The following is an 11,878-nucleotide window of genomic DNA, read 5'->3' on the forward strand; positions in this document are numbered from 1 at the left end:
GGTCCGCCCGCGTGTTTCTCAGGCGGGCTTAGCGTTTTTGCAAGAGAAAAGGGCGACGATGAGGGCGAATGAGCATAGGGTTTTCGTGAAATGAAGGTCTTCGGATTTTGAGAAAACGCACTATAGTTGTTTTGTGAAAGGACTTTAGATGATCCCAGCCCCCTATCTTTTGCAGCGCCCCGAGCAGAGAACCTCCTCTGTGGTTTTCGCGTCGCCGCACAGTGGGCGGGCCTATCCGAAAGAGATGTTGGCGCATGGGCTGCTGGATGCTTTGCAGCTGCGCTCATCCGAGGACGCTCATGTGGATCGGATCTTTTCGCGGGTGCCGGAGTTCGGCGCGGTGCTGTTGTCCGCGACTTATCCAAGGGCCTGGGTTGACCTCAACCGCCGCTCCGACGAATTGGACCCGGCGCTCATTGAGGGCGTGCCGCGTGTCGGCATGAACCCCCGGATCGCCTCGGGGCTTGGGGTGATTCCGCGTGTGGTGTCGGGTGGACGGGCGATTTATCGTGGGAAAATGAGCCGCGCCGCCGCGCAGGATCGGTTGGATCAGGTCTGGACGCCCTATCATCGGCTTTTGCAATCCGTGCTCGAAGAATCGCATGCGCTCTTTGGGCAGGCGATTCTGATCGATTGCCATTCGATGCCGCGAGAGGCCCTGTCGACGGTGCGGACCGGGCAAAAGAAACGCCCGGAGATCATCATCGGTGATCGCTATGGAGCGTCCGCGAACCTTGAGATCGTGAAAGCGGTCGAATCTGCGTTTCGGGCGCAGGGCTTTATCGTTTCGCGCAATGTGCCCTTCGCAGGCGCCTATGTGACGCAGCATTACGGGCGTCCCTCGCGCCAGTTTCACGCCATTCAGGTCGAGATTGATCGCTCGCTCTATATGAATGAGGCGACGCTTGAGCCGCGCCGCGATTTTGCGGCGTTTCGCGAGCGGATCACGGCGGCGGTTCGGATCATCACGGAGATCGGGGCGGAACGTTTGCCTTTGGCGGCGGAATAACCGCTCTCAGCGCAGTGCGCGGCCTTTCACAATCGCATCCTTGCCAAACCGTTTTCTGATCTCGTCGCTGGCCCGTTCGGCTTTGGCGCGTTTGATGGCGTCCGGGTCGAGCAGATCGGGCGAGAGATCGGCCTGAGAGGCAGGGACAAGATCGGAAATGCCGATGCCGATCAAACGAAACGGACCCTGATCCAAAGCCGGGACCAGCAGATCGCGTGCTGTACGGAACATCCTGTCCGCGATATTCGTCGGCTCATGCAACGTTACACGCCGCGTCAGGCTGGCGTGATTGGCGCGTTTGAGTTTCAGCGTCACGACCCGGCCCGCGGTCTCCTTGGCCTTGCTGCGATCCGAGACTTTTTGTGCCAGCCGCCAAAGATGGCCTTCGAGCAGATCGAGCGTGGCGATGTCGTCGGAAAAGGTGGTTTCATTCGAGATGGATTTCACAGGGCGATGGGCCGAAATGCGGCGTTTGTCCTCGCCGCGCGCGAGATGCCAGAGCCGATCCCCCATGGCGCCGAAGCGATGGTGTAGATCGTCTTTCTCCCAGCGCCTGAGATCGGTGAAGCTGCGAATGCCGGCTTTCTCCAGCGCCCCCCGCGTCGCCTGCCCGACCCCCCAAATGAGGCTCACCGGCTTGTCGGCGAGAAAGTCCATCGTCTCCGTCTGACCAATCACGGAAAAGCCGCGCGGTTTGTCGAGATCAGAGGCGATTTTGGCGAGGAATTTGTTATGCGACAGCCCGATGGAGCCGGTCAGTTGCAATTCCTCATGCATCCGTTTGACGAGACGTGCGAGCATTACGGCGGGCGGGTGGCCGTGGAGTTTTGTGGTGCCGGTGAGGTCCATGAAGGCCTCGTCTAGGGACAGCGGTTCCACATCCGGGGTCAGCTCATTCATCATGTCGCGAATCTCGCGGGAGGCGCTCACATAGGCCTCCATGCGGGGTTTCACGATCACGGCTTCGGGGCAAAGCGCCAGCGCCTTGAACATCGGCATCGCGGAGCGCACGCCTTTGATCCGTGCGATGTAACAGGCGGTGGTCACCACGCCGCGCTTGCCGCCGCCGACGATCACCGGCCTGTCGCGCAGCTCCGGGTTGTCGCGTTTCTCGACCGAGGCATAAAACGCATCGCAATCCATATGCGCAATCGACAAGGTCAAGAGTTCAGGATGCGCCAGGACACGCGGCCGCCCACAGGCCGGGCAACGCGGGCCGGTCTCAAATGTGGTCAGACAATCGCGGCAAATGGCGGGCATGTTTTGCTTCCTTCACGGGCAGGCATCCTATACCTCTCACATCAAAGGCGCCATGCGCCTCATGATATCAGTTTGAGGGGAGGTTTTTCATGAATTCCATTGATCCGTTTCAGTTTTTGACCGGGGGCAATATCGTCACCCTGGCTCTGGCTGGTTTTATCATCCTGCTCGTTCTCAAAGGGGTGCGGATCGTGCCGCAATCGGAGAAATATGTGGTCGAACGGTTTGGTCGTCTGCGCACCGTGTTGGGGCCGGGGATCAACTTTATCGTGCCGCTGATTGACGTGGTGGCGCATAAAATTTCCATCCTCGAGCGCCAGTTGCCGAATGCGATGCAGGACGCGATCACCTCGGACAACGTGTTGGTCAAGGTCGAAACATCGGTGTTTTACCGCATCATCGAGCCGGAAAAGACCGTGTACCGTATCCGCGACGTCGATGCCGCGATTGCCACGACGGTGGCCGGGATCGTGCGCGCCGAAATCGGTAAGATGGAACTCGACGAGGTGCAATCGAACCGTGACCAGTTGATCGCGACGATCAAGCTGGCGGTCGAAGAACAGGTGGACAACTGGGGCATCGAGGTGACGCGCGCCGAGGTGCTCGATGTGAACCTTGATGAGGCGACCCGCGCCGCGATGTTGCAACAGCTCAACGCGGAACGTGCGCGTCGTGCCGCCGTGACCGAGGCCGAGGGCGAAAAGCGCTCCGTCGAGCTGAACGCCGACGCCCAGCTTTACGCCGCCGAGCAAGCCGCCAAGGCGCGCCGCGTGCAGGCCGAGGCGGAAGCCTATGCGACTGCGGTTGTGGCCGAGGCCATTACGGACCACGGCATCGAATCCGCGCAATATCAGGTCGCGTTGAAACAGGTTGAGGCCTTGATCGCGCTCGGTGCGGGGCAGGGGCAGCAGACTGTTGTCGTGCCGGCCGCCGCGCTTGAGGCCTTTGGCGATGCCTTCAAACTCTTTGGCGGCAAATCCTGATGGAGGCACCTGCGATGGAAAACGTCATGCTGTTGCAGCAATGGTGGGTCTGGGCGGTGGCGGCCATCGCCCTGATGGGGCTCGAAGTGCTGGTGCCCGGGTTCATTTTCCTGGGCTTCGGCGTGGGGGCCGGGATCGTGGCGCTTTTGCTGGCTCTGGGTCTTTTCGGCAGCAACATCGCAGTCATTCTGCTGATCTTCGCGGTGCTGTCTTTGGTGGCCTGGCTCGCGATGCGCCAAGTGTTCGGCCTGCGCAAAGGTCAGGTGAAAGTCTGGGACAAGGACATCAATGACGATGTCTGAGGATTTTGGCCCCTTCGATGGGGCCAAGATCGCCATTTTGCGGGGCGAGGACGTTCTGACGCTGTTGCGCGACGACCGCCCCGACATTCCCTATCCCAATCACTGGGACCTGCCCGGTGGAGGGCGTGAAGGGGATGAGACGCCTTTCGAGACCGTGGCCCGCGAAGTGTTCGAAGAGCTGTCCGTCGAGATCGACCCCGCGCATGTGATCTATCACGTCGAGGAGCGGGGCCATTCCAATCCCAGTGTGAAGGTGCATTTCTTCGTCGCCCGCTGGGAGGCGCTTGCGGATGAGGCCATCCGTTTGGGGGATGAAGGGCAGGACTGGGGCTGGATGCCTTTGCTGGATTTTGTGCAACGGGAAGATGCGGTGATTTCTCTGCGTGAGCGACTTGGGCGCTACCTGCTTTGGCAGGGCAGGAACTGATCCGGGAACTTTTGGCCAAGGCGTTGCGTTGTTTTCGCGACTGGAAATGAAACGCAAAGGAAAAGCTCATGGCACAAAATGAGTCGTACAACCAAAGCTCTGGCAACGGTGGCCTGTACTTTATTCTTGGCGCGGTGGTCGTTGTCCTGGGCGTGATCCTCTATGTGGTCATGGGCGGGGATGCGACGCCGATGACAACGGATGGCGGTGACGGCGCCTCCGTGACGATCAACAACGATGCGCCGGACAACGGTGGCTCTGCCTCCGTGACGACCGAAGAGCCCGCCGCTGAGGCTCCGGCTTCGGAGTAACAGCACATATATAAAGAGAAACGGCGCCCTCTTGAGGCGCCGTTTTTGTATCAGGCTTTTTTTGTATCAGGCTTTGGCAATTTCGTCCTGAATGTCGAGCGCGGCTTTGCGCGGGTCCTTTGCCTGCCAGATCGGGCGACCGACGACGATGTGATCGACCCCGTCCTGAATCGCCTGCGCCGGTGTGGCGACGCGTTTCTGATCACCGAGGGCTGCGCCTGCCGGGCGCACGCCGGGGGTGACGATCAGCTTGTCTGCCGCTTCGGGCAGGGCGCGGATCAAAGCGGCTTCTTGCGGCGAGGCGATGATGCCATCGGCGCCAGCGGCAAAGGCATTGCCCGCCCGTTCCTGGACCAGATCGCGAATCTCACCCTCTTTGATCAGCGCACCATCAAGATCGGCGCGGTCCAGAGAGGTCAGGATGGTGACGGCGAGGATTTTCGTTTGCGACCCGGAGGCGCCTTCCTTGGCGGCTTTGACCACATAGGGGTCGCCATGCACGGTCAGGAAATCCATGTCATATTGCGCCACGCCGCGCACGGCGTTTTCGACCGTCGCGCCGATGTCGAAGAATTTCATATCGAGGAAAATCTTTTTTCCCTGCTCCTGCTTGAGCTCATTGGCCAGTGCAAAGCCGCCGCCCGTCAGCATGCCAAGCCCGATCTTATAGAAAGACACGGCGTCACCAATGCGGTTGGCCAGTTCCAGCCCCTGCATCACGTTGGGAACGTCGAGGGCAACAATCAGTCGGTCGTCTGCGATCATGGGGGCATATCCTTTAAAAGACAGGTTGCCCCTCCATCCGCATTTATCCCTGTGGGGTCAAGCCCTAGGGCCCCGCGCGCGGGATCGTTTGCCTATGCCGTCAGTCGCCCGCTGTCGGCGGCGCTGTCCGCCACGCGTTTGAGATGCGCGACATTGGCGCCACGACCGCGCGCCCGTAACGCCCGCGCCCGCAGGACAAGCCCACGCGAGATGGTTTTGAAATCGGCGGTGATCGGCGCCTGGAGTGCGACCGGGTAGGTGACTTTCTCAAAGGCCTCGTGAAAAACGACCTTGGCCTCGTAGCTTTGCTCTACGGCATTATAGGTGAGGCCCTGAACTTCTGCTCCATAGCTCTGCATGGTCTTTCTCCCTTGCGTGCTGTTTGATCTCCAACGCGGCAGGTTCAAATTTGTTCCAATTTTGCAACAGGTCCTCTTGCGGGGGGCGGATGCGATCCCCATTTAGATCGGGAAGGCCCCGACCCTCATGCGTGCCGCAAAGCGGGCGCGGAAATCCAAACGGGGCGCTTGGAAGAGGAGAGACGGTATGAACATGGAAAAGTTCACCGAACGGTCGCGTGGTTTCCTTCAGGCTGCGCAAACGATCGCGATGCGGGAGAGCCATCAGGCGCTGAAACCCGAACATCTTTTGAAGGCTTTGCTTGACGACGAAGAGGGCTTTGCCGCCAACCTGATTTCGAATGCAGGGGGCGATGCGAAGGCCGTCATGGCTGCCAATGAGGCTGCCGTGAATAAAATTCCGAAGGTCTCCGGTGACACCGGCCAGACCTATCTGGACCAACAGACCGCGAAGGTTCTCGATGAGGCCGAAAAGCTTGCCAAGAAGGCAGGCGACAGTTTCGTGCCGGTCGAGCGCGTGTTGACCGCCTTGGCGATCACCAAATCCGGTGCGAAAGATGCGCTGGATGCCGGTGGGATCACAGCGCAGAAACTCAACGCTGCGATCAATGACATTCGCAAAGGCCGCACCGCCGACAGTGCCTCCGCCGAAGACGGCTATGAGGCGCTGAAGAAATACGCGCGTGACCTGACCGAGGCCGCCGAAGAAGGCAAGATTGACCCGATCATTGGCCGTGACGAAGAAATTCGTCGCTCGATGCAGGTTTTGTCGCGCAGGACCAAGAATAACCCAGTTCTTATTGGTGAGCCGGGCGTGGGTAAAACCGCGATTGCCGAAGGTCTCGCCTTGCGGATCGTCAACGGTGACGTGCCTGAGAGCCTCAAGAACAAGCGTCTTTTGGCGCTTGATATGGGCGCGCTCATCGCCGGGGCGAAGTATCGGGGGGAGTTCGAGGAACGCCTGAAATCCATCCTCAAAGAGATTGAGGCCGCCGCGGGCGAAATCATTCTCTTCATCGACGAGATGCACACGCTTGTCGGCGCGGGCAAATCGGACGGGGCGATGGATGCCGCCAACCTGATCAAACCGGCGCTTGCGCGTGGGGAGCTTCACTGTGTGGGTGCGACCACGCTCGATGAATACCGCAAATATGTGGAAAAAGACGCGGCTCTGGCTCGTCGCTTTCAGCCTGTGATGGTTGAGGAGCCGACGGTCGAGGACACGGTCTCCATCCTGCGCGGCATCAAAGAGAAGTACGAGCTTCACCACGGGGTGCGGATTTCCGACTCGGCGCTTGTGGCGGCGGCAACGCTTTCGCATCGCTACATTACAGACCGATTCCTGCCGGACAAAGCCATCGACCTTGTAGATGAGGCGGCGTCGCGTCTGCGGATGGAGGTCGACAGCAAACCCGAAGAGCTTGACGCGCTCGATCGTCAGATCCTTCAGCTTCAGATCGAAGCCGAAGCTCTGAAGAAAGAGGATGACGAGGCCTCCAAGCATCGTCTGGCCAAGCTTGAACAGGAACTTGCGGATCTGATGGAGAAATCGGATGCGATGACGGCGAAATGGGAAGCGGAGCGTCAGAAGCTTGAAGGCACCCGCGATCTGAAAGAGCGGCTCGATCAGGCGCGCGCGGCGTTGGAAATCGCCAAACGCGAGGGCAATCTGGCGAAAGCCGGGGAGCTGTCCTATGGCGTGATCCCGCAGCTCGAAAAACAGATCGCAGAAGCCGGGGACACCGAAGCCGAAGGCGATCTGATGGTCGAGGAAGCCGTGCGTCCTGAGCAGATCGCCGAGGTGGTCGAACGCTGGACGGGCATTCCGACGTCGAAAATGCTCGAAGGCGAGCGGGAGAAACTTTTGCGGATGGAAGATGGCCTGCACAAACGGGTCATCGGTCAGGAAGCCGCCGTGCACGCCCTCGCCAATGCGGTGCGTCGGGCGCGGGCGGGTCTCAATGACGAAAACCGTCCGCTGGGCTCCTTCCTCTTCCTCGGGCCGACGGGTGTCGGGAAAACCGAGCTGACGAAAGCGGTCGCGGAGTTCCTGTTTGACGACGACAATGCGATGGTCCGCATCGACATGTCGGAGTTCATGGAGAAACACGCGGTGGCCCGTCTGATCGGCGCTCCTCCGGGCTATGTCGGCTATGACGAAGGCGGGGTTCTGACCGAAGCTGTGCGGCGCCGGCCTTATCAGGTTGTGCTGTTCGATGAGGTCGAAAAGGCCCACCCAGATGTGTTCAACGTGCTGTTGCAGGTTCTGGACGATGGTGTGCTGACCGATGGTCAGGGCCGCACCGTGGACTTTAAACAGACGCTGATCATTCTGACGTCTAACCTTGGGTCGCAGGCGCTGAGCCAACTGCCGGAGGGTGCGGACTCGTCCGTGGCAAAACGCGATGTGATGGACGCAGTGCGGGCGCATTTCCGCCCCGAGTTCCTGAACCGTCTCGATGAGACGATCATCTTTGATCGCCTTGGCCGTCAGGATATGGGCGGGATCGTCGAGATCCAGTTGGCGCGGCTCGAAAAACGTCTGGCGAAACGCAATATTTCGCTGGCGATTGACGAGGGGGCCAAGGTCTGGCTCGCCGACGAAGGCTATGATCCGGTGTTCGGCGCACGTCCGCTGAAACGCGTGATCCAACGCGCGTTGCAGGACCCGCTGGCCGAGTTGCTCTTGGCGGGCGACGTCAAGGATGGCGATGCGATCCCGGTCTCTGCCGGAACGGATGGGCTGATCCTGGGCGAACGCACGGGGGCTTCGCACAAGCCGAAACCGGAGGATGCCGTCGTGCACTGAGCGTCCCGGCATTGATCAGAAAGGAAAGCGGCCCTTCGGGGCCGTTTTTCGTATGCGAAAGAATACCGATTTTTAACGCTAACAAGGCTACCTTTGCAGTTGTCTTCTGCCGCCTATCTGTCAGGTTCAGGCAAAAGATACCTGTAAGAAAGAGGCATTCTATGACGTTCTGGCACTGGGCAATGATGGCGCTACAGGTTTTGGCTCTGTTGTTCGTGGTCGCCATAGGTGTGGTCGCACTGATGGCTTTGGCGTTTTATGTTCTGGACAAACGCCAGACTCGCGATGCGATCCTGCGCAACTATCCGGTGATCGGGCACTTCCGGCATTGGTTTTCCACGCTGGGCGAATTCTTCCGCCAGTATTTCTTTGCCATGGACCGCGAGGAGATGCCGTTCAACCGGGCGCAGCGCGATTGGATTTACCGGGCCTCTGACGGCAAGGGCAACACGGTGGCTTTCGGCTCGACGCGTTCGCTCTCCATCCCCGGCACGCCTATTTTCATGAACGCCGCTTTCCCGCCGCTCGACGACCAATTCGCCACCACCGATCCGATGACCATCGGGCAGCATTGCCGGGTGCCCTATAATGCCACGTCGATTTTCAACATTTCCGGCATGTCCTATGGCGCGATTTCCAAGCCCGCGGTTCTGGCGCTCTCGAAAGGCGCGAAAGAGGCGGGGATTTGGCTCAACACCGGCGAAGGGGGGTTGTCGCCCTTTCACCTCGAAGGGGGCGCGGATCTGGTTTATCAGATCGGGACGGCGAAATACGGTATTCGCGACGAAGCTGGCAACCTCGATGACGACAAGCTGCGCGCCATGGCGGCGTATGAGCAGGTCAAAATGTTCGAGATCAAGTTGTCCCAAGGCGCCAAACCCGGCAAGGGCGGCATCCTGCCCGCCGCCAAGATCACGCCGGAGATCGCCGCAATTCGCGGTTTGCGTCCGGGGGAGGACGGAATTTCCCCGAACCGACACCGTGAAGTGGATGATTTCGGCGACCTTTTGGATTTCATCAACCACATCCGCGACGTGACCGGCAAGCCGGTCGGCTTCAAATTCGTGGTAGGCTCTTCGCGGCCTTGGGCCAAATTCTTTGAGCTCATCAAAGAGCGCGGCGATGAATATGCGCCGGACTTTATTACGATCGACGGCGGCGAGGGCGGCACGGGGGCGGCGCCGATGCCGCTCATCGACCTTGTGGGCATGCCGATCAAGGAAGCGCTCATTCGTATCGTCGACCTGCGCGACAAATACGGTCTGCATGATCGCATTCGGATTGTGGCCGCTGGTAAACTGGTGAACCCGGCGGATGTGGCCTGGGCGATCTGTGCGGGCGCGGATTTCGTGACCTCCGCGCGCGGCTTCATGTTCTCTTTGGGCTGTATTCAGGCGCTGAAGTGCAACAAGAACACCTGTCCCACCGGCATCACCACCCATGACCCGCATTTGCAGGGCGGTCTCGTGGTGCAGGACAAATACAAGAAAGTGGCGGCCTATGCGAAAGCCACCACCAAAGAGCTTGAGATGATCGCGCATTCCGTCGGTGTGTTGGAACCGCGTCAGATGCGGCGACGGCATGTGCGGATCGTGCAGGCGGATGGCACCTCTGTGCCGTTGGATCGGATCGTGCCGAGTTTCCATCGCGAAGAATACGAGAATGGGGCGGAAAGTTACAAAATCCCAACGCAGTTGTGAGATGAGTTTGGTTTGTGACGTGGGGCGTCCGGGGTAGCGTTTTCTCAAAGCCTCAGGAGGACCCCATGTCGGCCAAGTACAATCTGCCCTATTCACATGTGACGCCGGAGACGGCCTATCTCAACCGCCGTGCCGTGATGGCCGGGTTCGCCGGAGCGGGCCTATTGGCGGCCACGGGCGCCCATGCGCAGGACATGCCCGATTTCGAGATCAAAGGGTTCGACACCACGGAAAAGCCCAACACCTTTGAAGAGATCACCAGCTACAACAATTTCTACGAATTCGGCACGGGCAAAGAAGACCCGGCCCGCAATGCGCATACATTGACCACCGATCCCTGGTCCGTCGAGATCGACGGGATGGTCGAGCGGCCCGGCTCTTATGGCTTGGGCGATATTCTCGCGAAAGTCGACATCGACGAGCGCATCTATCGTTTCCGCTGTGTCGAGGCCTGGTCGATGGTCATTCCGTGGAATGGGTTCGAGCTGAACCAGTTGCTCACTCTCGCGGGGGTGCAGCCCTCCGCCAAATATGTCCGCTTCGAAACGCTCTATCGCCCCGAAGAAATGCCGGGGCAGCGGCGGGCGATTTTGGACTGGCCCTATGTCGAGGGGCTGCGGCTCGATGAGGCGATGCATCCGCTGACGATCATGGCGACCGGGCTTTATGGCAAAGAGCTTCCCAATCAGAACGGTGCACCGCTGCGGTTGGTGGTGCCATGGAAATACGGGTTCAAGTCGATCAAATCGGTGGTGAAGATCACGCTGCAGGAAGAGCAGCCTGTGAATACGTGGAAAGCGACGAACCATCGCGAATATGGATTCTATTCCAATGTGAACCCGGAGGTGAGCCATCCGCGTTGGTCGCAGGCCTCTGAGCGGCGCATCGGCGGCGGGCTGTTTGCCTCGCGCATCGCAACGGTGAAATTCAACGGCTACGAAGACCAGGTCGGCGATCTCTATCGCGGTCTGGATCTGACGAAGAACTACTGATGATCGACCGTCTGAACCGCCTCGCCCGCAAAGTCCCGACCTGGCCGCTCTATCTCGGCGCGCTTATTCCGCCTGCGTGGTATTTCTATGCGGGCGTCACCGGTCAGTTGGGTGTCGATCCCGTCAAGGCGATGGAGCACAAGATCGGGCTCTTGGGGCTTCAGGTTCTGATCGCCTCTCTTTGTGTGACGCCGCTGCGCCGTCACCTTGGGCTGAACCTCATCAAGTTCCGTCGCGCGCTGGGCTTGATCGCCTTCTTCTATATCGTGCTGCATCTCACGGTTTGGATCGTGCTCGATGTGCAGATCATCTCCCAGATCATCGCTGACATTTACAAGCGCCCCTATATCACCATCGGCATGGCGGGGTTTGTGCTGATGATCCCCTTGGCCGCGACCTCTTATAATGCCGCGATCCGCAAACTTGGCCGGAATTGGCGTCAGCTTCATAAGCTGGTCTATCCAGCGGTGCTCTTGGGCGGTGTGCATTTCGTGATGCTGCGCAAAGGCTGGCAACTTGAGCCGCTTCTCTATGTGGCGGTGATTGTCGTGCTTTTGCTTCTGCGTGTGCCGATGCGGCGCAAAGTGATGCGTCCGACCTGAAGGATTCCGTCCGATTCACCCGAGTCACCCGCGAGTCGGGTCACGAGTCGGACGATTCACTTCTGATTCACCTCCGATTCATCTCCTGAATCGGAGGTGAATCGGCAGATTGAATGAGGCGGATACCAAATGTTGCGTGGCTTCATGTGGATAACCGCAATTCGTTTCGTTAGCGCCTGATGTCATCTGCCGCATTGGCGCCCGAAAACACCATTCTGCCAAAAAAATCATACAAAATTCATTATATAAATCAGTTAGTTAATATGTTTTTTGAGGAAATCGTCATTTTTCTTTCAAAAAGCGCTTGCGGGTTTGAGCCACTCGCCTTAGAACCCCCTTCACCGGCGGCGCAGACAGCG

Annotated in this window: 13 protein-coding genes; 10 read left to right on the forward strand and 3 right to left on the reverse strand. The window is 59.2% G+C overall.

The window, feature by feature from the left end:
* Positions 1-148 precede the first annotated feature (148 nt).
* Positions 149-1,009, forward strand: a complete 861-nt coding sequence (locus HCZ23_RS08875) for an N-formylglutamate amidohydrolase (protein WP_167601361.1) — start codon at positions 149-151, stop codon at positions 1,007-1,009.
* A gap of 6 nt (positions 1,010-1,015) precedes the next feature.
* Here HCZ23_RS08875 and HCZ23_RS08880 read toward each other — a convergent pair whose 3' ends face one another.
* Positions 1,016-2,269, reverse strand: coding sequence for a DNA polymerase IV (locus HCZ23_RS08880; RefSeq protein ID WP_167601362.1), 1,254 nt, complete (start codon positions 2,267-2,269; stop codon positions 1,016-1,018).
* An 89-nt stretch (positions 2,270-2,358) separates the two neighbouring features.
* Between HCZ23_RS08880 and HCZ23_RS08885 the strand changes: the two genes are divergently transcribed.
* The 4 genes from HCZ23_RS08885 (at position 2,359) to HCZ23_RS08900 (ending at position 4,292) form a co-directional block, all read left to right on the forward strand.
* The gene (locus HCZ23_RS08885; RefSeq protein ID WP_175580884.1) at positions 2,359-3,252 is read left to right on the forward strand and encodes an SPFH domain-containing protein; all 894 of its coding nucleotides are present in this window, start codon (positions 2,359-2,361) and stop codon (positions 3,250-3,252) included.
* Positions 3,252-3,554 (forward strand): NfeD family protein, encoded by a 303-nt coding sequence (locus HCZ23_RS08890; RefSeq protein ID WP_254870022.1) that lies wholly within the window; start codon positions 3,252-3,254, stop codon positions 3,552-3,554. The genes HCZ23_RS08885 and HCZ23_RS08890 overlap by 1 nt, the downstream gene beginning before the upstream one ends.
* Complete coding sequence (locus HCZ23_RS08895; RefSeq protein ID WP_167601364.1) at positions 3,547-3,981, forward strand: NUDIX hydrolase; 435 nt, start codon at positions 3,547-3,549, stop codon at positions 3,979-3,981. The genes HCZ23_RS08890 and HCZ23_RS08895 overlap by 8 nt, the downstream gene beginning before the upstream one ends.
* A gap of 68 nt (positions 3,982-4,049) precedes the next feature.
* Complete coding sequence (locus tag HCZ23_RS08900) at positions 4,050-4,292, forward strand: hypothetical protein (RefSeq protein ID WP_167600851.1); 243 nt, start codon at positions 4,050-4,052, stop codon at positions 4,290-4,292.
* Between the two features lie 66 nt (positions 4,293-4,358).
* Here HCZ23_RS08900 and pyrF read toward each other — a convergent pair whose 3' ends face one another.
* Both pyrF and HCZ23_RS08910 read right to left on the reverse strand, forming a co-directional pair.
* Positions 4,359-5,057, reverse strand: coding sequence for an orotidine-5'-phosphate decarboxylase (gene pyrF, locus HCZ23_RS08905; RefSeq protein WP_167601365.1), 699 nt, complete (start codon positions 5,055-5,057; stop codon positions 4,359-4,361).
* A 92-nt stretch (positions 5,058-5,149) separates the two neighbouring features.
* The gene (locus HCZ23_RS08910; RefSeq protein WP_167601366.1) at positions 5,150-5,416 is read right to left on the reverse strand and encodes a hypothetical protein; all 267 of its coding nucleotides are present in this window, start codon (positions 5,414-5,416) and stop codon (positions 5,150-5,152) included.
* 187 nt (positions 5,417-5,603) lie between these two features.
* Here HCZ23_RS08910 and clpB point away from each other — a divergent pair, with 187 nt between their 5' ends.
* The 5 genes from clpB to HCZ23_RS17980 form a co-directional block, all read left to right on the forward strand.
* Entirely contained in the window at positions 5,604-8,225 is a 2,622-nt protein-coding gene (gene clpB / locus HCZ23_RS08915; protein ID WP_167601367.1) for an ATP-dependent chaperone ClpB, read from the forward strand.
* A gap of 161 nt (positions 8,226-8,386) precedes the next feature.
* On the forward strand, positions 8,387-9,925 hold the full coding sequence (locus HCZ23_RS08920; RefSeq protein ID WP_254870023.1) for an FMN-binding glutamate synthase family protein: 1,539 nt from the start codon (positions 8,387-8,389) through the stop codon (positions 9,923-9,925).
* 65 nt (positions 9,926-9,990) lie between these two features.
* Positions 9,991-10,917, forward strand: a complete 927-nt coding sequence (msrP, locus tag HCZ23_RS08925) for a protein-methionine-sulfoxide reductase catalytic subunit MsrP (protein ID WP_167601368.1) — start codon at positions 9,991-9,993, stop codon at positions 10,915-10,917.
* Positions 10,917-11,519 (forward strand): protein-methionine-sulfoxide reductase heme-binding subunit MsrQ, encoded by a 603-nt coding sequence (msrQ, locus tag HCZ23_RS08930; RefSeq protein WP_167601369.1) that lies wholly within the window; start codon positions 10,917-10,919, stop codon positions 11,517-11,519. Before msrP ends, msrQ begins: the two co-directional genes overlap by 1 nt.
* 179 nt (positions 11,520-11,698) lie before the next feature.
* Positions 11,699-11,878 (forward strand): hypothetical protein (locus HCZ23_RS17980; protein ID WP_217703146.1); only part of this gene is annotated, 180 nt, incomplete at its 3' end.

This window comes from Celeribacter sp. HF31 (assembly GCF_011806455.1).
Lineage (GTDB): Bacteria > Pseudomonadota > Alphaproteobacteria > Rhodobacterales > Rhodobacteraceae > Celeribacter.